The sequence below is a fragment of the Maritimimonas sp. 2304DJ26-3 genome (assembly GCF_056591635.1).
The window spans coordinates 94,811-119,158 of the sequence record NZ_JBWQOK010000004.1; the positions used below are offsets into that span (position 1 = coordinate 94,811).

Genomic DNA, 24,348 nt, shown 5'->3' on the forward strand with positions numbered 1-24,348 from the left:
ATAAGCTTTTGGCAAAAATAAACATCTTAACCTTAGTAAAAGCTATTGAATTAAAAGTTTGTTATAATTAAAGAATCACCATTTTTAACCACTCTGTATTGTCGAGCTGCTTGTGATGTTCCACTTTGTGGTTGACCACCTAAAGCTAAAGCAAATTCGGCACCGTCGCAGGGGCATTCCATTGTCAGCCCGTTGTTTACAACCATTGGTTGACAATCACCAGGAGCTTTATGAGGGCACGCTCTATCGTATGCAAAATATTGAGAGTTATTTAGATTATATACAACAATACCCGAAATACCTCCAGGTATCATTATATAGCCTCCAGGTACTAAAAGAGGCTGAGATGAAGGGTTATTTAGAAATACTTTTTCGTTAACCGTAACATTTGGTAACAACGGATTACCATCATCTGAACTCCCACAACTAAAAAGGAATATAAAAAAGGTAACTATTAGGAAGTTTTTCATTAAAAATTATTATGCCGCAAGTTAGCAATTACAACTAGAAATTAAAAAAATTTGTACATTTGCATACTGAATCTCATTCGGAATTTATTCTCGGCGTGAGATTTTTTATTTTTTATTAAAACGAATGAATTATGAGTAAAGTATCGTACTATACAGCTGAAGGACTTAAAAAATTAAAAGAAGAACTAGAACAATTAGAACATGTTGAAAGACCACGTGTTTCTAACGCAATTGCTGAGGCAAGAGATAAGGGCGATTTAAGTGAAAATGCTGAATATCACGCTGCCAAAGAAGAACAGTCACTATTAGAATTTAAAATAGCACAATTAAAAAATGTAGTTGCATCAGCTAGAGTAATTGATGAAAGTCAACTAGATTTGTCTAAAGTGCTGGCTTTATCTACTGTTAAGATAAAGAATACTACCAATAAAATAGAGTTTAAATATACATTGGTTGCTGATTCTGAATCTGATTTTAAAGCAGGTAAAATATCAGTTAATTCTCCTATCGGAAAAGGATTGTTAGGTAAGTCTGTAGGAGATATTGCTGAGGTTCAAGTACCAAACGGTACTATGAAGTTTGAAATCTTAGAAATTACCAGAGAATAATGGCTTCTATTTTTACTAAAATCATAAATGGAGAAATACCTTGCTATAAAGTAGCGGAGGACGAAAATTTCTTTGCTTTTCTAGATATAAATCCTAATGCTAAAGGGCATACTTTGGTAGTGCCAAAAAAGGAAGTAAATAAGATTTTTGATCTGGATCAAGAAACTTATTCTGGTCTGATGGAATTCTCTAGAAAAGTGGCTATCGCTTTAGAAAAAACGGTGCCTTGTCTACGTGTAGGAATGTCTGTAATTGGCTTAGAAGTGCCACATGTGCATGTGCATTTAATTCCATTAAAATCAATGAGTGATATCGATTTTAAGCATAAAGTGAATTTAACCAAAGAAGAGTTTGAAGCTACAGCTAAAGGTATTGCTGATAATCTATAATTCTTTTAGTAGTACAGAGAAGGTTGTGCCTTTATCTATTTCAGATTTTTCAACGTAAATTCTACCATCATGGTAGTCCTGTATAATACGTTTTGTAAGAGATAAACCAAGACCCCAACCACGTTTTTTGGTAGTATAACCTGGATCAAAAATCTTTCTAAAAAGCCCTTTAGATATACCTTTTCCAGTATCAATTACATTGATCTTTACGAACTTATCGTCTTTAGAACCGATTTGTATTTTAATGCTTCCTTTACCTTGCATGGCATCAATAGCATTCTTAACCAAATTTTCAATCACCCAACTAAATAATTGATGATTGATCATTGCATAGATTTTTTCTTTATTCACAATCTCAAAAGTAAAGTCTACTAATTTAGAACTTCTAGATTCGTAGTAATCAAATGCTTTTTTGGTTTCTTCAACTAGCTCATAACGTTCTAGTTTCGGTATAGATCCTATTTTAGAAAAACGATCTGCAATGGTATTTAAACGTTCTACATCTTTTTCAATTTCAACTACTGTTGCTTCGTCTGCATTTTCCATACGCAGAATCTCTACCCATCCTAATAAAGAGGATAATGGTGTTCCAATCTGATGTGCAGTTTCTTTCGCCATACCAGCCCAAAGCCTATTTTGCTCGGCAGCTCTGTTGGATTTAAAAACCATATAAATAATAGTTCCAAAAAGAAATAGAATTAAAAGTAATGCTAGGGGGTAGTATTTTAATTTATTTAAAAGATCAGAGTCTCTATAGTAGATGTTACCAGAGATGTTTTCGCTATTATGTTCTTTTATGATTAAAGGTTTATTCTGCCCTTTCATAATAGCTAGCTGTTTAGTAAGATATAAACGCTGCTGTGTACTTAAGTCATTAAAATTTGAAATTCTTTCAAACTCTAAATTTCCCCATCTTTCTATATTACCTTCCTCATCAGTTAAGATCATTGGTATGTTCTTATTACTCTCAATGATTTCACTTTCAAGAGTAATATCAACATCTAAATCAGGGTTATTCATGTTTTGGTAAGCCTTTGCTAAGACCTCCATTTTTTGGCGTTCTTCTAATTTAAATTTTTGAAAGAAAATATTAGTATTCCACAAAATAAGAGTAACAACCAAAAAGGCAGTAATAACGAGTATCCAACGAAGTAAGGTCTTGTTTTGCGGGAGATTCATTCTCACAAATATAAAATTATCTTACGATATAACTAAAAAATTAAATTGATATTATAGTTGCTATTTAATAATTACTTTTACTGCTAAAAATTTATTGATGCTTAGTATAAACCCTAAAGATATCTCAACTGCTAAATTGCATGGTTATTTATTAAGTGCCGTAGCTCCAAGACCTATTGCTTTTGCCAGTACTATAGATAAAGATGGCAACCCTAATTTGTCACCCTTTAGTTTTTTTAATGTATTTAGTGCTAATCCGCCAATTATGATATTCTCTCCAGCAAGGCGCGTTCGTGATAATACTACCAAACATACATTAGAAAATGCAGAAGAAATAGATGAGGTTGTAATTAATGTTGTAAATCATGCTATAGTACAACAAATGTCTTTATCTAGCACAGAATATGCTAAAGGAGTAAATGAATTTGAAAAAGCAGGTTTTACAATGTTAGATTCTGATATGGTGAAACCATTTCGTGTTGCTGAATCTCCAGTTCAATTTGAATGCAAAGTGAATGAAATAGTTTCTCTAGGAAAAGAAGGTGGAGCTGGTAATCTTATTATTTGTGAGGTGTTAAAAATGCATATAAGTTTAGATGTGCTAGATGAAAATAATATAATTGATCAACATAAACTTGATTTGGTAGCTAGAGCGGGAGGAAGTTATTATTCACGAGCTAATAGTGGTTTTTTCGAAATTCCTAAACCATTATCAACATTGGGTATAGGTGTAGATAAATTGCCAGAGGAAGTTAGAAGTAGTAGTACCCTTACGGGAAATAATATAGGAATGCTAGCAAATGTTGAATCATTACCGAATCAACAAACTGTTGATAACTTTGCGGCTGATAATACTCAATACAGCAGATTAAACACGCAAGAAAAACATACATTTGCCAAAGAGTTTTTAGAAAATAATGACGTAGAAAGTGCTTGGAAAGTACTTTTAATAAAATAACAAATATGGAAATTACAGGAAAGATTAAACTAATAGGTGAAACGCAAACATTTGGTGCAAGCGGGTTTAGAAAACGTGAGTTAGTAGTAACTACGGATGAACAATATCCTCAGATGTTAATGATAGAATTTGTTCAAGATAAAACTGATATTTTGAATAATTATAATGTTGGAGAAGATGTAAAAGTGAGTATTAACCTGAGAGGTAGAGAGTGGATCAATCCTGAAGGAGTTGCTAAGTACTTTAACTCTATTCAAGGATGGAGAATAGAAAAATTACAAGCCAATGCACCAGCAGAAATGCCTCCAATTGAAGCTGTTGATGCTTTTGAACCTGCAGATTCTGTTTCTGATAACGAACCAGACGACTTACCATTCTAAATTGTAGATTAGAATAATATAATATTAAGGCTTCATTAGAAGCCTTTTTTTATTCCTTAAAAAGAAGTAATTTCAAACTCTATTTACAATTAATGAACATTACAAAATCTATAGAAACACTCTTTAAGCGTTTCTTGCCCTCACCTTTTACCATTGCTATTTTATTAACATTGTTTACAATGTTAATGGCATTATTATTTACAGAAAATAATACGGGTGAAAATCACTTCTTAGCTGTTCTTTCTCATTGGGAAAATGGTATTTGGAATAATAGTTTGTTAGTGTTCGCCTACCAAATGATGTTGATTTTGGTACTTGGTCATGTGTTGGTTTTGAGTAAACCTATGAGTTGGTTGATATCTAAAATTACTAATCTGGTTACCAATACTCAAAATGCAGTTGTTTTGGTAAGCGTAACAACAATGTTAGTTTCTTTTTTTAATTGGGGGTTGGGGTTAATATTTGGAGCCATTTTAGCAAGAAAAGTAGGTGAACATGCGCAACAAAATAATATAAGAATCAACTATCCTTTAATAGGTGCGGCTGGTTATGTAGGTTTGATGATCTGGCATGGAGGTATGAGTGGTTCTGCTCCTTTGAAAGTAGCCGAATCTGGTCATTTAAAAGGATTAATGCAAGGTGTTTCTAATGCAGGATTCATAAACCAATTACCAGAATTAGTTTCAACGTATAGCACTATTTTCAGTTGGTGGAATCTAGTGATTTTTGGTGTTCTCTTGATTGTAATTCCATTTACTTTAAAATTGTTGGCTAAAAAAACTGAACCAACATTGTTGAGTTTACCCGAATATCAGTTTGAATCTGATAAGACTGATGCTCTTGAGGGAGCAGAAAAATTAGATTATTCTAAATGGTTTGCAATATTCTTTGGGGTAATTGTTTTAGTAGCTTTTACATTTCAATATTGGGTGAAATTGGTAGATTTTATTATTACACCTAACATGCTTAATTTTTTTATGATTGGTTTAGCAATCGTACTGCATGGCAGTTTTAAGAGTTTTTTAAATGCAGTTGAAGAAGCTATAAAAGGTGCCTCTGGTATTTTGATTCAATTTCCATTGTATTTTGGCATTATGGGTATTATGAAAAGCACTGGAATGGTGAATGGAATTTCAGACTTTTTTGTATCTATCGCTAGCGAAACCACCATGCCTATTTTTACTTTTTTTAGTGCTGGGTTGGTGAATATTTTTGTACCTAGTGGAGGTGGTCAATGGGCAGTACAAGGCCCCATAGTTATTGAATCTGCTTTAAAGTTGGGAGTTCCATTACCAAAGGCGATTATGGCATTGGCTTATGGTGATCAAATTACAAATATGCTACAACCATTTTGGGCTCTACCATTACTAGGGATAACTAAATTAAAAGCTAAAGAAATTTTACCTTATACACTATTGCTAATGTTAATTGGTAGTGCAATTTATATATTTGGATTGTTATTATTTTAAAATTATAGGTTTATAATTCATAGCTGTATTGACTACTTCTTCTACGGTTGGATTATAATTTGATAGATTATCCTTTCTTGCATTATAGTTTTCAGGATAAAAAAATAAATTTGCGCCATTAGGATGTGGTACGCTTTCATTAAACACTTTAATCAATTTATCTATTTCATCTTCGGATTCTTTTGCTGAAGAAATTATATTTCCAATTCTAATTAATTCGTTTTTATCCATATTGTTTATATTTTTAAGGGAATTTAATCAAAAATTTAAAATCTAGGTGTACTTATTATCTAAAAAAATATGGTTTCCACCGGTTAAAGAAGCAACGCCAGAAGGTATTTTAGCAATTGGCGGAGACTTATCGGTTGAACGATTACAATTAGCATATAAAAGTGGTATTTTTCCTTGGTTTTCGGAGGGTGACCCCATTGTTTGGTATAGCCCAGACCCTAGAATGGTATTGTTTCCTGATAAATTAAGAGTTTCAAAAAGTATGAGGCAAACTCTTAGAAAAGAAGATTTTAACGTCACCTATAATCAAAATTTTGAGGCTGTTATTCAAAATTGTAAAATGATAGATCGAAAAGATCAAGCAGGAACTTGGATTACAGATGAAATGAAACAAGCTTATCTAGAATTACATAAAATAGGCATGGCAAAATCTGTTGAGGTATGGCAAAATGATGAGTTGGTTGGAGGTTTATACGGAGTTGATTTAGGAACTGTTTTTTGTGGAGAAAGCATGTTTAGCATAGTATCAAATGCTTCAAAAATTGCATTTATTCATTTAGTTAAAGAATTAAAAGAACAGAATTATAAGTTAATTGATTGCCAGATATATAATGATCATTTGGCTAGTTTAGGAGCCGAAGAAATGCCAAGAAAAGAATTTTTAACCTACCTTTGAGCCAATCGAATTTAAGAATAATGAAAGTGAGTCCCTTAACAAGAATTGTACTTATTCTTGCATTGATTTTTCTAAATATAAGCTGTGATCAAATCTCCAAACATTTGGTTAGAGAAAAGATAAACCCTAACGAGCGTATACAGGTAATTAAGCATAATTTAATACTTACTAAAGTAGAAAATTCGGGTGGAGCTTATAGTTGGGGATCTAACCTAAGCCCGGTGGCCAAGAAAATTATTTTACAGATAATACCAGCTGTGGTACTGATTATTTTATTAGTTATGTTATTGTTTAAAAATGAATACTCTAAAGAAGTAATTTTCGGTTTTTGTTTTATCGTTGGTGGCGGCATAGGTAACATCTTCGATAGAATTGTTCATGGTTCGGTTACTGATTTTATGTATGTAGATCTTGGTTTTTTTGATACAGAAATATTTAATATGGCAGATGTTTCTATAGTTTTTGGAACTTTGATTGTTATTTCATTTTCTTTTTTTGATAAAAGGAAAAAGTCTGAATTAGAAGAGAATATAGCTTAATATGGATATAAAAAATGCTCAATTAGCAGTTGATAAATGGATTAAAGAGCATGGTGTTCGTTATTTTAATGAACTAACCAATATGGCGCAACTTACAGAAGAAGTAGGCGAGGTAGCACGTATCATTGCAAGACGTTACGGTGAGCAAAGCGAAAAAGAATCAGATAAGAATAAAGATTTGGGTGAAGAGTTGGCTGATGTATTGTTTGTAATACTATGCTTGGCAAACCAAACGGGGGTTGATCTGCAAGATACTTTTGATAAAAAACTAGACCTAAAAACTAAACGAGACCATAATAGGCATCATAATAATGAAAAACTAAAATAAATGACTTTTTTAGAAAAAATAAAAACACCACTTTTTTGGAAGCATACATTAAGAATTGCTTCTATGTTTTTTATTCTTTTAATAATTATATCACTATTGATAAATAGTTTTTCAGATATCTTAAAATTCGACACTGAAGCAATAATAGCTAAAAATTTTGCTAATGGTAATTGGGTACGTTTCTTTGTTACGAAATTAATTATAAGTGTTGCCTACGGAATGTGGATAATAAATAGAAATATGAAATAAAAAAAGGGCGAAAAGCCCTCTTTTTTTATTTATTTAATTGAATCAAATCAATTTCACTTTCTTTTACTTTTTTATTAAGCTCTTTAACATCATTATTAAAGATGTTATAAAGATCAGTTAGTTCTTTATCAATCTGATTTGTAATTTCATTTTTAAAAGCAATAGCTTGATCAGTTGGCTTATAATTACCTATAGATGATAAGGAATTTAAATGCCCTAATTTATTATTTAGTTTTATAGGAAAATTTAAAGGGTCTTGATTACTCTTACTTTTCGTTTGGTATAAGTTATTTTCAATTTTAGTAACATCTTCAGATATTTTAGAGGCGAAATTAAGTAACTCTTTATGTTTGTCTTTATCAGAAATAGATTTGTTTAACTGTGCTATTTGATCTTTAACTTTTTTTACATTTTTTAGAGCTTTGTGTATTTCCGTCATTTTATCTCTAACAGAAATCATAAAGTCAAATTGAGCTTTCATATCATCTTCGGTTACCTCGGTTCTTGGGTCTTTTAAAATTGTAAACTCTTGAGATTTTGTATTTCCATTTTTTGTTAATTCTACGATGTAATTACCTGGTAAAGCTTTAGGGCCGCTTAAAGATGCCCACCATAAGATCATACCTTTTACCTTTTCGGCATCAGGATACACCATATTCCAGTTAAATTGATTACTACCTGGTTTTACTTTAAGTTTTTCTTCTTTCTTCTCCTTGTCGGGATGTGTAGTATATTTCTTTATTAAATTTTTGTTTTTATCTAAAAATGATAAAGAAATTGTATCTGCTTTAGTAGTGTCTTTTACATAAAAATTGACAGATACACCACCATTATGATTTTGCCCTTGGGTTTTTGACGTTGCTCCATTTCCTCCCGTCATACGGTAACTTTCAATTGGTTTAAAAACAAAGAACTCTTGATTGGTTAACTCATTCTTCATTTGATGTAATGGTGTTAAATCATCGATTATCCAAAAAGAACGTCCTTGTGTCGCAGCAATTAAATTATTGTTTTTAATTGCTAGATCAGTAATCGGTACTATCGGAAGATTTAATTGAAACTTAGACCAACTAATTCCATCATCAAAACTCACATACATACCTCTTTCTGTACCAGCATATAATAACCCTTTACGTTTTGGGTCTGCTCTTAAAGCTCTTGTAAAATCTTCATTACCAATTCCGTTTGTGATCTTTTTCCAAGTTTGCCCATAATCTGCAGTTTTATAAAGATATGGTCTATAATCCCCAGTTTTATATTTAGTGCCTACAAGATAGGCACCTCCTTTATTAAACGGATCGATTTCTATACAGTTTATCATCATCCATTCGGGCATATTTTTAGGTGTAACGTTTTGCCAATCTTTACCACCGTTTTTTGTTATGTGCACAAGACCGTCGTCTGAACCTACCCAAATTAAATCTTTTTCATATGGCGATTCCGCAGCGGCGAAAATGGTTCCATAATACTCAACACCAGTATTATCCTTTGTAATAGGTCCCCCAGATGGCCCTAATGTTTTAGGATCATTTCTGGTTAAATCTGGACTGATAATTTCCCATGATTGCCCTTCGTTAGTTGTTACATGTAAGTGATTAGAAGTTGCATATAATTTTTTTGGATTATTTGGTGAAAAGAATATTGGAAAATTCCATTGAAAACGATATTTAAAATCTTCAGCTCCGTGCCCCATAGGATCATCTGGCCAAACATTTATAGCGCGCACTTCATTGGTTTTATGATTTACTCTTGTTAAAAAGCCACCATAACTACCACCATAAACAATATCATTATTAGTTGGGTCTACTGCAATATGTGCACTTTCCCCACCGGCTGTAGCTTCCCAATCTTTATCAGATATAAACCTTCCATTTGAACGGTGAGAAATTCTAACTGTAGAATTGTCTTGCTGAGCGCCATATATGCGATACGGAAAATGATTGTCGGTTGTTACTCGATAAAACTGAGATGTAGGCTGGTTGTGATATGTTGTCCAATTAGTACCGGCATCAAAACTTACTTGTGCGCCACCATCATCTCCAATAATCATTCGTTGGTTATTTTTAGGCGCAATCCAAAGATCATGATGATCCCCATGTGGAGCATTAAAAGTTTTAAAAGTTTTACCACCATCTGTAGAGCGATGATATCTTACATTTAGAACATATAATATGTTTTCATCTTGTGTATCAGCATACAATCTTGTATAATACCAAGCCCTTTGACGGAGTTTACGTTCTTTATTTATAAGCTTCCAAGTCTTACCGGCATCGATAGATTTATAAACGCCACCATCCTTATTTTCAATAAGTGCCCAAACAATATCAGAATTTACTGGCGAAACAGTTACGCCGCTAATTCCCCAGATACCTTTCGGGAGCCCTTCATTTTCAGAAATATTCATCCATGTTTCTCCACCATCAATACTTTTCCATAAAGCGGAGCCTACACCACCACTAGACAAACTGTAAGGTGTTCGTCTAACATTCCAAGTTGTAGCATATAAAACTCGAGAATTATTAGGATCGATAATAAGATCTATTGCTCCGGTATCATTATTTGCAAATAAAACTTTCTTCCATGTAGTTCCGCCATCAATAGATTTATAAACACCCCTTTCATTAGACGATTTGTACAAATCTCCTAAAACTGCAGCATAAACAATATCAGGATTTTTAGGGTGGATGCGTATCCTTGGTACATGTCTAGAATTTTTTAAACCAATATGTTTCCATGTTTTTCCAGCGTCAACAGATTTCCAAATACCGTCTCCAGATGATACATTACCTCGAACAGTTTTTTCTCCAGTACCAACATAGATTACATTATTGTCCCATTCGCTTAAGGCTACAGAACCTATGGAACCTCCAAAAAATTTATCAGAAATATTTTCCCAAGTATTACCAGCATCTGTGGTTTTCCAGACACCTCCACCGGTTGACCCCATATAAAATAGGTTCGCTTTACCAGGTACACCAGCTACTGCACAACTACGACCACCTCTAAATGGTCCAATGTTTCTCCATTGAATAGAGTTGTAGAATTTTTGATCAAACTGAGTTGTGTTTTGTTGTTTTTTTCTTTTGTACTTTTGGGCGTTAACTTGAAAACTTGCTAGAAAAAGCACACTAGCAAGCAGTAAAATGGATTTTTTCATAATGTTAAGTTAGTTGTAAAGGATGCTAAATTTAATAATAAAAAAACAACTCTTTTTAATTCTGTGAATTTACACTTAGATTATACAAACAGTAAAAAGGTAAATGCTAAGATTCAGATATCTGGATCAAAAAGTGAGTCGAATAGATTATTAATTTTAAAGCAATGGTTTCAGAATCTTGAACTGGAAAATTTATCAGATTCAGATGATTCCAATCATTTACAACATGCTTTGTTAACAAGAGATACTATTGTAGATATTGGTCATGCTGGTACCGCTATGAGATTTTTAACATCTTATTTTGCAGCAACTCCAGGTAGGGAAGTTATTTTAACGGGCTCTGAGCGTATGCAAAATAGACCTATTAAGATTTTGGTAGATGCTTTAACTATGCTTGACGCGAATATAACCTATGAAGAAAAGGATGGGTACCCTCCTTTAAAAGTTAAAGGTAAAAAACTAACAAAGAGTAAAGTTTCTATTCAAGGTAATGTTAGTAGTCAGTATATTTCTTCATTACTGTTGATAGCTCCTAGTTTAGAAAATGGTTTGGGAGTTGAGTTGTTAGGAGAAATTACCTCTAGACCCTATTTAGAAATGACACTTTCTTTACTTCATCAAGTTGGTGTAAAAACGACATGGACTGAAAACATAATTAAAGTGTTTCCTAAAAAGCAAATTGATGTTACTGTTGTCACGGTTGAATCAGATTGGAGTTCTGCTTCTTATTATTATAGCTTAATAGCTATGAGTGAAGTAGGGGCAACTATAACATTATCATCTTATAAAAAAGATAGTTTGCAAGGAGATTCTTGCTTAGCAATTATTTACGAAAAATTTGGTGTAGATACGGTGTTTAATAAGAACTCTATTGTCTTAACAAAAAAGAAAGTTCATAATGCTGAGCTTATAAATCATAATTTAAAGAATGCACCAGATATAGCTCAAACTATTGCTGTAACTTGCTTTGGATTAGGGTTACCCTGTGATTTGGCAGGGCTGCATACATTAAAAATAAAGGAAACAGATCGTTTAATAGCTCTTCAAAATGAATTACAAAAGTTGGGGGCCGAAATAGAGATTACAGAAGATAGCCTTCATTTAAAGCCATCAAGTAATATAAACCAAAATATCGCTATCGAAACCTATAACGATCATCGTATGGCGATGGCATTTGCACCTTTAGCTTTGAAAGTGCCAATTGTTATTTTAGATGCCGATGTAGTTACCAAATCTTATGTTCGATTTTGGGAAGATTTTGAACAAGTGTTAAATTAAGTAAATTATTATCGGCATTGCCAAGTTCTTAGAATTTTGCTTCTTTTTTTATCCCTGTAAATGTTAAAGTATGTAACAGACTTTAAATAGTAGCGTCTTTACAATAAACAATACTGTTTCTTAACTAAATCAGAAATAATATCATGCTAGGGTATCTATCAACCAACAAACAAGGGGTTTCTAGTAATTATCTTGATTCCATCAATTATTTATTAGGGAGCTATAATGTAGCGCTTTATATGTATCAGTCAGATTTTTGGACAAAAGTTGGTATCGGAAAATCTAAAATATCATCGAATGACAAATTAATGTCTGAAGAGATTGAGATATTAAAGGGAGATGAAATTATTGCTATAAATAATACTATTGGGCATGATGATAGAGATAGCTATAAAATGCTAAATATGAATATGACAACAGGCACTATGGAAGTCTATAAAGGAAAGCTTTTAGATAAAAAGCTAGTATTTTGTAATTCTGATTCCACTTCAAGTAAATCAAAAGATACTTCTTATGTATTTAAAATGATCTATAATCAGTTGTCTAAATCAGAAAATCAAGTTGTAATTGGTCGTTCTAAAGACGAAGGGCGTACTTGGGTCCCTTTTATTAAAACACATTATATTAGAAAATAAAAAAGCTCCTAATCTATAGACTAAGAGCTTTAAGTACTGAAGGCGGGACTTGAACCCGCACGGCCATTACTGACCATTGGATTTTAAGTCCAACGTGTCTACCAATTCCACCACTTCAGCAAGTGTATTTTTAAATTGAGCGAAAGACGGGATTTGAACCCGCGACCCTCACCTTGGCAAGGTGATGCTCTACCCCTGAGCTACTTTCGCAGAACATCTTTTTAAAAGAACATACATTTGTTTCAAATGCGAGGGCAAATTTAATATATTTCTACGAATCGCAAAGCCTTTTTTTAAGTTTTTATAAATCTATTTTATAAAGACTTATTTTTAACATGGTTAATCGTGATTTATTGGGTATATTTGCATCCGATTTTTAGAAAAAGCACATGCAAACTACATATAGTTCTACTGCAAAAAATACTTCTATAGCAACTGTATTCGATGATTTAAAGCAATTAACCAAATTTGGTTTATCAATTAGTGTAGTATTTTCGTCTATTTCTGGATATTTATTGGCAGTAGATACCATTCATATACCTACTTTATTAATGTTAACTTTTGGTGGGTATTGTATGGTTGGTGCCTCTAATACATTTAATCAAATTATCGAAAGAGACACTGATAAATTGATGAAACGCACAAAGAACAGACCAATACCAGCTGGTAGAATGTCTGTAAATACTGCTATGTTTATTGGTGTGCTATTAACCTTAGCGGGAATAGTAATTCTATACAATATCAATGCAAAAACAGCAATGTTTGGTGCTATTTCTATTTTTTTATATGCTAGTATTTATACACCTCTAAAATCTGTTACACCGTTATCAGTTTTTGTTGGTGCCATACCTGGTGCAATACCTTTTATGTTAGGATGGGTAGCTGCCACCGGGAGTTTTGGTATAGAGCCCGGCATGCTTTTTATGATTCAGTTCTTTTGGCAATTCCCGCATTTTTGGGCAATTGGTTGGTTGGGTTATGATGAGTACAAAAAAGCAGGATTTAATATGTTGCCAACTGGCGAGAAAAATAAAAAAGCAACAACTCAAATTTTACTTTATACGGTATGGATGGTTTTGGTGTCTATAATCCCTGTATTTAAATTAACGGGTAGTTTGTATATATCACCTATTGCCGCTGTATTTGTATTGTTGTTAGGTGTTTATATGTTATATTTCGGTATACAATTGCATAAAAAACAAACGGATAGCATAGCAAGAAAATTAATGCTAGCAAGTGTTCTTTATATTACAGCTTTACAGGTAATTTACGTAGTTGATAAATTTTTACACTAATGGAAATGGATTTAAGACTAAAGGAAAAGACTTCAAAGCAAATGCTATATGTTTCTATGATAAGCATGGTTATGATGTTTGCTGGATTGACAAGTGCCTATGTTATTAGTAGTAAAAGAGAAGATTGGGTTTCATTAGAAATGCCACAAGCTTTATATATTAGTACACTTTTAATTATTTTAAGCAGTATTACTTTCTTTTTAGCTAAAAGAAGTATTGCAAAAGATAATCGTACATTAACATCTGTTTTTTTAATCTTAACTTTTTTACTAGGGTTAGGTTTTGTTGCTTCACAAATTCAAGGATTTTATGAATTGCGCGAAGCAGGTTTTTATATGGCTGGAAAAGAGAGTGTTGTTTCTTCATCACTATTGATGGTTATTTCTTTTGCACATTTACTTCATATTCTGGTTGGGTTAATAGTGATTTTGGTTGTATTCTTTAATCATTTAAGACAACGATATAATTCTACAAATTATTTAGGATTAGATTTAGGAGCCATTTTTTGGCATTTTGTAGATATACTTTGGATTTTTCTATTTCTATTCTTTTTTTTAGCTAAATAGAAATAATCTAAATAGACTAAAAAACAATTTTAAACCGTTGGTTTATCTGTCTAAGTTTTTTACTTTTGCTATCTAAATAGAATGAGATCATTATATGGTTTCAAATAACCAAATTAACTATTCAACTTTATATGGAAGCAACAGTGGCTACTGAAGAATCAAAAGGAGGATTATGGAGCGGAGGCGGAAGCAGACCTTTTGGTGCCAGTTATGGTAAAATGATGATGTGGTTCTTTATCATGTCAGATGCATTAACTTTTTCTGGATTTTTAGTGGCGTATGGTATGATACGCTTTAAATTTTTAGATAGCTGGCCAATAGCCGATGAAGTATTTACGCATATACCATTTGTTCATGGTGAATTTCCTATGATTTATGTGGCATTTATGACCTTTATCCTTATTTTTTCTTCTGTAACTATGGTACTGGCCGTTGATGCTGGTCATCACATGAAGAAAGGAAAAGTAATCCTTTACATGTTGCTAACCATTATAGGAGGGTTAATTTTCGTTGGTTCTCAAGCTTGGGAATGGAAAACATTTATTAACGGATCGTATGGAGCGGTAGAATTAACAGACGGACAAATTGTTCAATTTGTAAATAAGGAAACAGGTAAACAAATAGCATTAAGTGAATTTGTTAAAGGCCATAATAATGAACAACAATTAAAAAGAAATGAAGGCACATGGTTTATGACAACACCTTCGGTAGCTCCATTTAGTGTTAATGAGGTTGTTGAGAGTTTTAATGCGAATCCAAGTGTAAATCTTCGTACTGAAAAAATTGATTTAACCACAAAGAAAAAGACGATAGTTTCTAAAGAAGAAGCAAAAGCACTTTTAGCTAAAGCTAAAGATGTTGTAACGGGCGCAAATCTTAAAGTAAATGAATACGGTAAAACGTTGTTTGCTGATTTCTTTTTCTTCATTACGGGCTTTCATGGTTTTCACGTATTTTCTGGTATTGTAATCAATGTTATTATTTTCTTTAATGTAATTATTGGCACATACGAAAAAAGAAAGCATTACGAAATGGTTGAAAAAGTAGGTCTATATTGGCACTTTGTAGACTTAGTTTGGGTATTTGTATTTACATTCTTCTATTTAGTTTAAAAAACACAATATTTAAAAATGGCACACGCAGAATCTCATACAGCATTAATTTGGAAGGTTTTTGGTTTTTTATCGTTAGTTACTATAGTCGAAGTAGTTTTAGGTATTTATAAACCAGAAAGCCTACACTTAGTACAGTTTTTAGGGACTAGTTTACTAAACTGGATATTCTTAATTCTAACACTAGTAAAAGCATACGGTATTGCTTGGTATTTTATGCACTTGAAGGAAGAAAAAACTTGGTTCAGAAGAGCGATAGTTTGGACAGTAGTTTTCTTAATAGTCTACTTAACAACCTTGGTTCTTATAGAGGGCGATTATAGTTTCGAAGAGCTAGCTCCTCTTATGCGATGGGGTTAAATAATTTATAAATGAGCGGTTTTTAAACCGCTTTTTTTAGCATATAACACATGTTTAGTTTTTTAAAGAATAAAAAATTTTGGGTATTATTTATCCTTTTTTTCTTTCCGTTAGCATTGTATCTATTTTTGATTACTGGGACAAATAATTTTGCAAAGCTTCCAGTATTAACAGAAAATATTGATGACGTTACTCATTTTATTTCAGAAGATAATTCAGATATTTCTTTAAAGAATAAGATCTCTATTATTAGTTTTTTGGGCGACGACCTTGAGCACTCTCAAACCAACGCTCTAAATCTAAATCAAAAGATTTACAAGCGATTCAATGACTTTGATGACTTTCAATTTTTAGTGATTCTTCCTAAAGGAATGGAAGAAGAAGCTCAGCAATTAAAAAAGAAGGTTGCTTTCGCAACTGATATGAAACGTTGGAAATTTTTGTTTGGTGAACAAGAAGAAATCAGAGATTTGTTCAATAGCTTTAAAACAAGTTATCAAATTGCTGATAATGGTTATTCTAAATATGCTTTTATAATAGATAAGAATAAGCACTTACGTGGAAGAACAAATGATGAAGATGAGCCTGAAGGAATTTTATATGGTTATTCGGCTGAAACAGTATCTCCAATTCATAATAAGATGCTCGACGATGTAAAAGTATTAGTAGCCGAGTATAGAATGGCGTTGAAACAGAATAGAAAAAAACGTAAAGATTGGTTAAAGAATGAAGAATAAATCATATATAGCTATATCATTCATTATATTAATTTTTGGCATTTATGCTGTACCAAAAATTATTGATCGAGTAAAAGATAAATCTGTGACTGAAGGGACTCGCATGAATAAGGTGGTGGAAGGAAAACTATCATATCTGGTGATTGATAATGAAAAACGTAAAATGCCCGATTTTGCATTTATAAATCAAGATAGCTTACTAATTACTAATAATGACTATAAAGATAAGGTCTATGTTGTTGAATTCTTTTTTACAACATGCCCAACTATTTGCCCAGTTATGAATCGAAATATGCTAAAGTTAGAGAAAGAATTTGGTAAGAGAAATGATTTTGGTATTGCATCTTTTTCTATAGATCCTGAGCATGATAGACCATTAGTATTAAAACAATATGCCGAAGATTATGGAGTTACATCGCTAAACTGGAATTTTTTAACAACAGACGATAGAGATAAAGTATACGAGTTATCTAATAAAGGATTAAATATTTTTGCGGAGATTAATCCAGATGTTGCTGGCGGATTTGAACATCAAGGTTTTTTTGCATTAGTCGATAAAAAAGGATATATCAGATGTCGTAGAGATGAGTATGGTAATCCAATTGTGTATTATCAGGGTACAGAGGAAGATCAAATAGAATTATTAAAAGAAGATATTCAAACGTTATTAGAAGAGTAAATGAGTCAAGAAATTACGTCGACTAAAAAATATAATAAATGGATAGTTATTCTTTCTATTGCCATTCCGTTAATAGTGGCAGCATTGTTCGGGGTAAAAATTCCAAATGCAGAACCGTTAACATTTTTGCCTCCAATTTACGCAACAATTAATGGTATAACAGCTTTATTATTGATAGTAGCTGTGTGGGCAATTAAAAATAAAAATAGAAAATTACATGAACGATTAATGAAAACAGCTATTGCTTGTTCTGTAGTTTTTTTGGCAATGTATGTAGCTTATCATATGACTTCTGACTCCACTTCTTTTGGTGGGGTAGGAACGATTAAATATGTGTACTATTTTATCTTAATTACACATATTTTATTATCAATAGTAATTATTCCTTTTGTTTTGATTACTTATGTTCGAGCAATTACAAATGATTTTGAGAAGCATAAAAAAATAGCCAAAATCACTTTCCCTTTATGGTTGTATGTGGCTATTAGTGGTGTTGTAGTATATTTAATGATATCACCTTATTACTCATGAAGAAACTGTTTCTTATAATATTGTTACTTGCTGCTCAGTTATCTGAAGCACAGTGCGCCATGTGTAAGGCTGTTGTTGAATCTGGTGATGCAGAAATGGCTGAAGGTGTTAATTCTGGGATCGTATACTTAATGGCATTCCCATACATTTTGGTTGCTTTGGTTGGTTTTTTGATTTATAAAAACCGTAAAAAGTTAAAATTTTAACAGTTCGGTAATAAATAAAGTGTAACAAGTTTTACTTTTAAACGTCATATAATAGATCTAAAATTGAAAACTAACCAAATAAACAATAGTTTTTGGTGAAATATTATACATTCATGAAAACAAAACTTACTACTGTAATAGCTGCATTGGCTATTACTTTTTCATTTGCACAAGATAAAAACTGGACATTAAAGCAATGTGTAGACCACGCTTTAGAAAACAACCTTTCGGTTCAAAGAGCGAAATTCACAACAGATTTACGCAACGAAGATATAAATACAGCTAAGGGAGACTTTTTGCCTGGTGTATCAGCTTCTGCTTCTCAAAATTTTAACTGGGGGTCTGGAGTAAACCCAATTACAGGAACTAGGGTGGCCAATACAAGATCTAATAATTTTAGTGTCGGTACTCAGATGACGGTTTTTAACGGATTTAGAATTAAGAACGCTTATAAGCAATCTAAGAATAGTTTTGAGGCAAGCTTATTAGATCTTGAAAAAATGAAGAATGATATTTCTTTGAACATTGTGAATTCATATTTGAACGTACTTTTTAATAAAGAAAATTTAAAAATCGCTGAAGCACAAGTAAAGATTAGTGAAGAACAGTTTAAAAGAACTAAAGAACTGGTAGATGAAGGTGTACAACCAAAAGGAAACTTACTTGAAGTAGAAGCTACAAAAATTAATGATGAAAACGCAGTTGTTACAGCCGAAAACAATGTTGCTTTAGCGTTATTGGAACTATCACAATTACTGCAAATACCCAATCAAGGATTTGATGTGCAAGAAATACCAGTCACTATTAACTCTATTGCTCTTTTATATGATAACACTAATGAAATTTTTGAAAAAGCGGTAGCTAATCAGCCAGAAATTAAGAGCGCAGAACTAGGAGTAGTTAATGCAGAAACGGGTATAGAAATTGCCAAATCTGCATATCTACCAACATTGTCTATGAATGCAGGTTTAGGTACTGGATACAATCACACTCAAGGAAGACCAGATAGATTTACATTTACAGACCCTGATACTGGACAAACAATTCAGGTTGACAATAGTTTTGGGGAGCAGTTAGATAATAACTTTGGCCAAAGTTTTGGGCTAAATTTAAATATTCCGATCTTTAATAAAGGGCAAGTAAAAGCAAATGTTAATAGAGCAAAAATTAATGAGGAAATTGCTAAAGTGAATCTTTCTGATCAGAAACGTGCTTTACGCGAAGCGATTGAGCGTGCATATATTAATGCCAAAGCTACTTTAAAAGAATATGAAGCTGCACAGAAATCTGTTGAAGCTCAACAATTATCATTTGATTATGCCAAGCAACGATATGATTTAGGAGCAACAAATTCTTTCGATTTTGAACAAGTAAGAAATAGATTAGTAAATGCACAAGCAACACTAACTAGGGCTAAATACAATTTTGTATTTAGAACTAAAGTTTTGGAATTCTATTATGGTATTCCTATCATAAACGAATAGATTTTATTAGTTAACGAGAAAGACCTGTTTGGTATATAATGCCAAGCAGGTCTTTTTTATATTTGCAAAATGTGTTTTATTCTTAATATAGAAACGGCTACTAAGAATTGTTCTGTAAGTATCTCTAAGGACGGAAGAATAATAGCGATAAAAGAACTGAATGATGGTAACTATTCTCATGGTGAAAACTTGCATGTTTTTATAGAAAAGGTAATTAAGAAAGCCAATATTAAATTTTCTAATCTTAATGCCATAGCTGTAAGCAAAGGTCCTGGCTCTTATACCGGATTACGAATTGGCGTTTCTACTGCGAAAGGGTTATGTTATGGCCTTGATAAACCTTTGATTTCAATCTTAACACTTGAGGCGTTAGCTAATTCAATTGAAGTAGAAAATGAAGCTGTCATTATCCCTTTATTAGATGCACGTAGAATGGAGGTGTATTCGGCAATATTTGACAGTGCATATCAACAAATACGAGAAACACAAGCTGAAATTATTAATGAAAATTCTTTTGCTAATTTCCTAGAAAAAAGTAAAGTCTATTTTCTTGGAGATGGTGCTGAAAAATGTAAAGAAGTTATTCAGCACGAAAATGCTATTTTTTTAGATGGTTATTTCCCATCCTCGAAAGAGATGGCAAAACTATCTTACAAAAAGTATAAAAAAAGCGACATCGAAGATGTCGCCTATTTTGAACCTTTTTATTTAAAAGACTTTATTATTAATAAGATTACTAATTAATGGTCAATGACTCGTAATACTTAAGCAGCTTTATTACATCTTTTTCATTTTTCAAATCAATGCTTTCATCTTTGATGAATTTTTTAAGTTCACTTTTTTTATTAGAGAACTGATTGAGAATACCTTTCTTTTTATTAGACAAAGGGAATAAAACTCTATCTTTTTTATAATAAAATCGATTAATATCTTTAAAAGATGGAGGTATAGCATCTCTAAAGGAATCTTTGGCTGGTCGCCCAGGATTAAACCTTTTTGTTTTTCTCAAGTAGAGATGATTTTTTAAGTCTTTAGAAATTAATATGAAATATCCTTCATTGATTTCATTTTCCTTGCTATAAGAAAGGTAATGATACTCTTTATTTTTAATAATTGCATAATTATTCAAAGATTTAATAAGTCCATAGATATTCATATCCTCTAAACTTGCTTTCATTTGTATTTCATCATTATAGACATTATATCTTAGATAATAATTTTTAATAGTATTAGATATTTTATCTCCAGCTTTTCCAGACACAAATTTTTTTTGCTCATATGGACTTCCTTTTGCCTTAGATAAATCAATTTTATTCTTTTGACCATTAGCTAAAATATGATGCATGTCATAAGGATCGATTAACGAATTCCCTAGTCCAGAGAAGCCTGATTGACCATAGACAAAAGTTGAAGAAATTAGAAATTGAATAATTAATAAGAGATATTTTAATTTCATTATACCAAGATTTTAATTTTAACCTTCTTTCTGAATTTCTACAGCATGTGGATAAGGTATCTCTATACCAGCAGCATCTAATGCTTCTTTTACATTTTCAGTCACTTCAAAATAAACATCCCAATAATCTTCTGGGTCGCACCAAGGACGAACAGCAAAATTTACAGAACTATCTGCAAGCTCTGATACGTTAACGGTAGGTGCAGGATCTTTTAAAACTTTGTCAGTAGCATTAATAGCTTTCATCAATACTTCTTTTGTTTGCTTTATATCAGCATCATAAGCAACACCAAAAGTTAAATCTACTCTCATTTGACCTTCATCTGAATAATTGGTAATATTTCCATTTGATAGTGCTCCATTCGGTATTATTACTAATTTGTTTTCCGCTGTCAACATTTTGGTAACAAAAATTTGAATTTCTTTTACTACGCCAGTTTCACCTTGTGCCTCAATTTTATCTCCAACCTTAAAAGGTTTAAAAATCATAATAAGCGCTCCTCCTGCAAAATTTGCTAGAGATCCTTGTAATGCAAGACCTATTGCTAAGCCAGCAGCACCGAGTATAGCCACAAACGAAGTTGCAGGAACTCCTAATTGAGAAACTACAGTGACAAATAATAATGCTTTTAGAGTCCAATTTAAGAGGTCACTTAAAAATCTCATTAAAGTTTCTTCCATACCGCGTTTTAACATCATTTTTTTGGCATACTTGGTAATGATTTTTATTAACCATAAACCAATAATTAAAATAATTAATGCAGTAATGATTTTGGGAGAATACTCTAGTAAAAGACTCCAAGCTTTGTCTAAATAAGTTTCTATATTTTCCATTTATTTGAATATTAAAATTAAGAGTGCAATAATAGCAGGAATCGATTGAATAAAAAAGATCCTTGGTTTTTTCGTAGTATAAGACCCATAAATACCTGCAATGGTCACACAAATTAAGAAGAAAATTGCTATTTCATTTCCATAATTTTTGTCTATCAAAGACCATATTAATCCGGCAGAAAGAAATCCGTTATATAATCCTTGATTTGCAGCTAAAACCTTAGACTGTTCTGCTAGCTCTTTTGTTAACCCGAAAGCCTTCATTCCCTTAGGCTTTGTCCAATAAAACATTTCTAGAATCATAAAGTAGAAGTGTAATAAAGCTACTAGACCTATTAAAATTTTTGCTATTAATTCCATTTATAAGTTGATTTTAATTTGTTTTAAAGCTTTTGAAATTTCCGTAACCGGAAGCTTGCATGCACCATCTATACATACATAAATAGTGGTTTGATTATCATTAAATTTATTCTCCAACAGAGGTAACTTGCTGTCTTTTGTACTGCCAACGACTAATTTATTTGGAATATATTCTTGATCTAATTCCTTTAAAATCGATAGAGCATTTTTTCCTGAAATAGCCACTTCATAAAATTCATCCAAATAGTTAAGATATAGGTTTAACCAATTTGAAGAACCAGCTCCATAGCGAATCGCTTTTTCTTTTACATTATGAAGCATTTGTTTTGCAGTATTAGTATATTTTTTATTGTAGTAATAATGTCCTAAAAGAAATAAGTTATTCGCCATTATTGAGTTAGATGATGGAATAACATTGTCGTCGGTATCTATTTTTCTGGCAATTAGAGCATCATCTTCATCAGATGTGAAATAAAACATACCACTCTTTTCATCGTAAAAATGATCAAAACTATAATCAGTTAGTTGTTTAGCTGTTTGCAACCATTGTTCATCTAAGGTTACTTGATATAATTGAAGAAAAGCATCGATTAAAGTTGAGTAATCTTCTAGGTAAGCATTAATTGAGCTCTTTCCATTTTTATAATTTCTATATAAGCCTCCATCTTCTCTTAATTGATTTTTAACAATGAAGTTTCCATTCTTAACTGCCATTTCTAAAAAATGATTATCATTAAAAACACGATAAGCATCTACATAGCCTTTTAACATTAGAGCATTCCAAGAGGTCAATATTTTATCATCCAATCTCGGGCGACTACGTTTTTCGCGCTCTTTCAATAAAATACTTTTCCAATTCTTAACCTTTTTTGAAAGCTTTTCAAATGTAATATCATGCATTTTTGCAATATCTACATTGCTTAAAGTTGTATGTAAATTATAATTTTCATGTTCCCATTTCCATTCATTTGAGATGTTGTAGTAATCTTTAAAAATTGAGAAATCATCCTTTATTAATTCTTTAAGTTCTGCTTCACTCCATACATAAAAAGCTCCTTCTTCTAATTCGCCTTTTTCATTATTACTATCTGCATCAAGCGAAGAATAAAAACTATTAGACTTATCCAGTAATTCTCTTTCTACAAATTGAGTAGTTTCATACACAATTGTTTTATATAGAGGATTTTTTGTAACTAAATATGCATTTGAATAGATGCTTACCATTTGGCCATTATCATAAAGCATTTTTTCGAAGTGGGGTATATGCCATTTAGAATCAACCGAGTAACGCGCAAAACCACCACCAACTTGATCATAGATGCCTCCCATAGCCATTTTTGATAACGAATTATTTACGTAGAAATCTATTTCTTGGTTGTCGGTTTGTTTGGCATATCTTAATAAGAATTCAAAATTACTCGGAATAGGAAATTTAGGAGAACCAACACTTCCACCGAGATCAAAATCCATATACTTTTTCCATTTTTCAATAATGGTGTCTAATTCTATTTTTGAAAAGTTAGTTTCAGAGGTATTTAATTTTATAAGATCAGACTGTTGTACGCCAGCAGTTAATTTACTCGCATATTCTTCCATTTTTTCTGGCTGCTCGTTATATACTTTAGTAATTTGATTGAGTGCATCAACCCAGTTTTCTTTAGGAAAATAAGTGCCTCCCCAAACTGGCCTACCATCTGGTAAAGCAATACAGTTTAATGGCCACCCTCCACGACCTGTCATAAGCTGAACAGCATTCATGTAAATTTGATCAATATCTGGGCGCTCTTCGCGATCAATTTTTATATTAATAAAATTCTGATTCATGATTTTTGCAACAGCACTATCCTCAAAGCTTTCACGCTCCATAACATGACACCAATGACAAGCTGCATAGCCAATCGAAATAAGAATCAACTTGTTTTCTTTCTTAGCCTTTTCTAGCGCCTCTTTTCCCCAAGGATACCAATCAACAGGATTATGAGCATGCTGTAAAAGATAAGGGCTTGTTTCATTAATCAGAGCATTGGTGTGAGTATGATCAGACATGGATTTTGATTTAGAGTTACAGCCAAAAAAGAGAACAATAAATATGGAAAATGCTACTAAATATCGCATATAAAAATTCTAAATTTGTTCAAAGATACACAATAAAAAAGCGCTTTTGAATTAACAAAAGCGCTTC

The 24,348-nt window shown here is 32.0% G+C and carries 29 protein-coding genes and 2 tRNA genes; 21 read left to right on the plus strand and 10 right to left on the minus strand.

The window, feature by feature from the left end; genetic code table 11:
• Positions 1 to 50: 50 nt before the first annotated feature.
• Positions 51 to 470: a Rieske 2Fe-2S domain-containing protein gene (locus AC1EUV_RS12085; protein WP_480198976.1), complete on the minus strand. Its 420-nt coding sequence runs from the start codon at positions 468 to 470 to the stop codon at positions 51 to 53.
• A gap of 131 nt (positions 471 to 601) precedes the next feature.
• On the opposite strand from AC1EUV_RS12085, the gene greA reads away from it, so the two are divergent.
• Together greA and AC1EUV_RS12095 are read left to right on the plus strand one after the other, a co-directional pair.
• Positions 602 to 1,078 carry a transcription elongation factor GreA gene (greA, locus tag AC1EUV_RS12090; protein WP_480198977.1) on the plus strand — a complete coding sequence of 159 codons (477 nt, stop codon included), beginning with the start codon at positions 602 to 604 and terminating at the stop codon, positions 1,076 to 1,078.
• Positions 1,078 to 1,467, plus strand: coding sequence for an HIT family protein (locus AC1EUV_RS12095; protein WP_480198978.1), 390 nt, complete (start codon positions 1,078 to 1,080; stop codon positions 1,465 to 1,467). Before greA ends, AC1EUV_RS12095 begins: the two co-directional genes overlap by 1 nt.
• Here the strand turns inward: AC1EUV_RS12095 and AC1EUV_RS12100 are convergent.
• A complete protein-coding gene (locus AC1EUV_RS12100; RefSeq protein ID WP_480198979.1) occupies positions 1,462 to 2,646 on the minus strand; it encodes a sensor histidine kinase in 1,185 nt (394 codons plus the stop codon). The genes AC1EUV_RS12095 and AC1EUV_RS12100 overlap by 6 nt on opposite strands.
• A gap of 97 nt (positions 2,647 to 2,743) precedes the next feature.
• On the opposite strand from AC1EUV_RS12100, the gene AC1EUV_RS12105 reads away from it, so the two are divergent.
• The 3 genes from AC1EUV_RS12105 to AC1EUV_RS12115 all read left to right on the plus strand — a co-directional run bounded on the left by AC1EUV_RS12105 (position 2,744) and on the right by AC1EUV_RS12115 (position 5,453).
• A complete protein-coding gene (locus AC1EUV_RS12105; protein ID WP_480198980.1) occupies positions 2,744 to 3,604 on the plus strand; it encodes a flavin reductase family protein in 861 nt (286 codons plus the stop codon).
• A 5-nt stretch (positions 3,605 to 3,609) separates the two neighbouring features.
• Entirely contained in the window at positions 3,610 to 3,984 is a 375-nt protein-coding gene (locus tag AC1EUV_RS12110; RefSeq protein WP_480198981.1) for a DUF3127 domain-containing protein, read from the plus strand.
• 92 nt (positions 3,985 to 4,076) lie between these two features.
• Positions 4,077 to 5,453, plus strand: coding sequence for a short-chain fatty acid transporter (locus AC1EUV_RS12115; RefSeq protein WP_480198982.1), 1,377 nt, complete (start codon positions 4,077 to 4,079; stop codon positions 5,451 to 5,453).
• Here the strand turns inward: AC1EUV_RS12115 and AC1EUV_RS12120 are convergent.
• On the minus strand, positions 5,445 to 5,684 hold the full coding sequence (locus AC1EUV_RS12120; RefSeq protein ID WP_480198983.1) for a bacteriocin immunity protein: 240 nt from the start codon (positions 5,682 to 5,684) through the stop codon (positions 5,445 to 5,447). The two genes, AC1EUV_RS12115 and AC1EUV_RS12120, sit on opposite strands and share 9 nt — an antisense overlap.
• 46 nt (positions 5,685 to 5,730) lie before the next feature.
• Between AC1EUV_RS12120 and aat the strand changes: the two genes are divergently transcribed.
• The 4 genes from aat to AC1EUV_RS12140 are packed head-to-tail and all read left to right on the plus strand — an operon-like array spanning position 5,731 to position 7,476.
• A complete protein-coding gene (gene aat, locus AC1EUV_RS12125) occupies positions 5,731 to 6,360 on the plus strand; it encodes a leucyl/phenylalanyl-tRNA--protein transferase (protein ID WP_480198984.1) in 630 nt (209 codons plus the stop codon).
• 20 nt (positions 6,361 to 6,380) lie between these two features.
• Positions 6,381 to 6,899 carry a signal peptidase II gene (gene lspA / locus AC1EUV_RS12130; RefSeq protein ID WP_480198985.1) on the plus strand — a complete coding sequence of 173 codons (519 nt, stop codon included), beginning with the start codon at positions 6,381 to 6,383 and terminating at the stop codon, positions 6,897 to 6,899.
• 1 nt (position 6,900) lies between these two features.
• On the plus strand, positions 6,901 to 7,227 hold the full coding sequence (locus tag AC1EUV_RS12135) for a nucleotide pyrophosphohydrolase (RefSeq protein WP_480198986.1): 327 nt from the start codon (positions 6,901 to 6,903) through the stop codon (positions 7,225 to 7,227).
• Positions 7,228 to 7,476, plus strand: a complete 249-nt coding sequence (locus tag AC1EUV_RS12140) for a hypothetical protein (protein ID WP_480198987.1) — start codon at positions 7,228 to 7,230, stop codon at positions 7,474 to 7,476. It begins immediately after the preceding gene.
• Positions 7,477 to 7,501: 25 nt separating this feature from the next.
• On the opposite strand, the gene AC1EUV_RS12145 is transcribed toward AC1EUV_RS12140, so the two are convergent.
• The gene (locus AC1EUV_RS12145; protein ID WP_480198988.1) at positions 7,502 to 10,633 is read right to left on the minus strand and encodes a WD40/YVTN/BNR-like repeat-containing protein; all 3,132 of its coding nucleotides are present in this window, start codon (positions 10,631 to 10,633) and stop codon (positions 7,502 to 7,504) included.
• Positions 10,634 to 10,696: 63 nt separating this feature from the next.
• Here AC1EUV_RS12145 and AC1EUV_RS12150 point away from each other — a divergent pair, with 63 nt between their 5' ends.
• Together AC1EUV_RS12150 and AC1EUV_RS12155 are read left to right on the plus strand one after the other, a co-directional pair.
• Entirely contained in the window at positions 10,697 to 11,911 is a 1,215-nt protein-coding gene (locus AC1EUV_RS12150; protein ID WP_480198989.1) for a 3-phosphoshikimate 1-carboxyvinyltransferase, read from the plus strand.
• A 143-nt stretch (positions 11,912 to 12,054) separates the two neighbouring features.
• Positions 12,055 to 12,546: a hypothetical protein gene (locus tag AC1EUV_RS12155; protein ID WP_480198990.1), complete on the plus strand. Its 492-nt coding sequence runs from the start codon at positions 12,055 to 12,057 to the stop codon at positions 12,544 to 12,546.
• A gap of 34 nt (positions 12,547 to 12,580) precedes the next feature.
• Here AC1EUV_RS12155 and AC1EUV_RS12160 read toward each other — a convergent pair.
• Positions 12,581 to 12,666 (minus strand) — tRNA-Leu (locus tag AC1EUV_RS12160).
• A gap of 18 nt (positions 12,667 to 12,684) precedes the next feature.
• Positions 12,685 to 12,756, minus strand: a tRNA-Gly gene (locus AC1EUV_RS12165).
• A gap of 179 nt (positions 12,757 to 12,935) precedes the next feature.
• On the opposite strand from AC1EUV_RS12165, the gene cyoE reads away from it, so the two are divergent.
• The 10 genes from cyoE to tsaB all read left to right on the plus strand — a co-directional run bounded on the left by cyoE (position 12,936) and on the right by tsaB (position 20,260).
• Positions 12,936 to 13,841 carry a heme o synthase gene (gene cyoE / locus AC1EUV_RS12170; protein WP_480198991.1) on the plus strand — a complete coding sequence of 302 codons (906 nt, stop codon included), beginning with the start codon at positions 12,936 to 12,938 and terminating at the stop codon, positions 13,839 to 13,841.
• A 5-nt stretch (positions 13,842 to 13,846) separates the two neighbouring features.
• Positions 13,847 to 14,407 (plus strand): cytochrome c oxidase subunit 3, encoded by a 561-nt coding sequence (locus AC1EUV_RS12175; RefSeq protein WP_480198992.1) that lies wholly within the window; start codon positions 13,847 to 13,849, stop codon positions 14,405 to 14,407.
• A 131-nt stretch (positions 14,408 to 14,538) separates the two neighbouring features.
• Entirely contained in the window at positions 14,539 to 15,519 is a 981-nt protein-coding gene (locus AC1EUV_RS12180; protein ID WP_480198993.1) for a cytochrome c oxidase subunit 3, read from the plus strand.
• Positions 15,520 to 15,537: 18 nt separating this feature from the next.
• Positions 15,538 to 15,879, plus strand: a complete 342-nt coding sequence (locus AC1EUV_RS12185; protein WP_480198994.1) for a cytochrome C oxidase subunit IV family protein — start codon at positions 15,538 to 15,540, stop codon at positions 15,877 to 15,879.
• Between the two features lie 50 nt (positions 15,880 to 15,929).
• Positions 15,930 to 16,616 carry a hypothetical protein gene (locus tag AC1EUV_RS12190; protein WP_480198995.1) on the plus strand — a complete coding sequence of 229 codons (687 nt, stop codon included), beginning with the start codon at positions 15,930 to 15,932 and terminating at the stop codon, positions 16,614 to 16,616.
• Entirely contained in the window at positions 16,606 to 17,295 is a 690-nt protein-coding gene (locus AC1EUV_RS12195; RefSeq protein ID WP_480198996.1) for an SCO family protein, read from the plus strand. Before AC1EUV_RS12190 ends, AC1EUV_RS12195 begins: the two co-directional genes overlap by 11 nt.
• On the plus strand, positions 17,296 to 17,826 hold the full coding sequence (locus tag AC1EUV_RS12200; RefSeq protein WP_480198997.1) for a DUF420 domain-containing protein: 531 nt from the start codon (positions 17,296 to 17,298) through the stop codon (positions 17,824 to 17,826).
• The gene (locus AC1EUV_RS12205; RefSeq protein ID WP_480198998.1) at positions 17,823 to 18,032 is read left to right on the plus strand and encodes a hypothetical protein; all 210 of its coding nucleotides are present in this window, start codon (positions 17,823 to 17,825) and stop codon (positions 18,030 to 18,032) included. Before AC1EUV_RS12200 ends, AC1EUV_RS12205 begins: the two co-directional genes overlap by 4 nt.
• A 113-nt stretch (positions 18,033 to 18,145) precedes the next feature.
• Positions 18,146 to 19,516 (plus strand): TolC family protein, encoded by a 1,371-nt coding sequence (locus AC1EUV_RS12210; RefSeq protein WP_480198999.1) that lies wholly within the window; start codon positions 18,146 to 18,148, stop codon positions 19,514 to 19,516.
• A gap of 69 nt (positions 19,517 to 19,585) precedes the next feature.
• Positions 19,586 to 20,260, plus strand: a complete 675-nt coding sequence (gene tsaB / locus AC1EUV_RS12215; protein WP_480199000.1) for a tRNA (adenosine(37)-N6)-threonylcarbamoyltransferase complex dimerization subunit type 1 TsaB — start codon at positions 19,586 to 19,588, stop codon at positions 20,258 to 20,260.
• Here the strand turns inward: tsaB and AC1EUV_RS12220 are convergent.
• The 4 genes from AC1EUV_RS12220 to AC1EUV_RS12235 are packed head-to-tail and all read right to left on the minus strand — an operon-like array spanning position 20,253 to position 24,212.
• Positions 20,253 to 20,972 carry a hypothetical protein gene (locus AC1EUV_RS12220; protein ID WP_480199001.1) on the minus strand — a complete coding sequence of 240 codons (720 nt, stop codon included), beginning with the start codon at positions 20,970 to 20,972 and terminating at the stop codon, positions 20,253 to 20,255. The genes tsaB and AC1EUV_RS12220 overlap by 8 nt on opposite strands.
• 18 nt (positions 20,973 to 20,990) lie before the next feature.
• The gene (locus AC1EUV_RS12225; RefSeq protein ID WP_480199002.1) at positions 20,991 to 21,806 is read right to left on the minus strand and encodes a mechanosensitive ion channel family protein; all 816 of its coding nucleotides are present in this window, start codon (positions 21,804 to 21,806) and stop codon (positions 20,991 to 20,993) included.
• A complete protein-coding gene (locus tag AC1EUV_RS12230) occupies positions 21,807 to 22,166 on the minus strand; it encodes a DUF1304 domain-containing protein (protein WP_480199003.1) in 360 nt (119 codons plus the stop codon).
• On the minus strand, positions 22,167 to 24,212 hold the full coding sequence (locus AC1EUV_RS12235; RefSeq protein ID WP_480199004.1) for a thioredoxin domain-containing protein: 2,046 nt from the start codon (positions 24,210 to 24,212) through the stop codon (positions 22,167 to 22,169).
• Positions 24,213 to 24,348 lie beyond the last annotated feature (136 nt).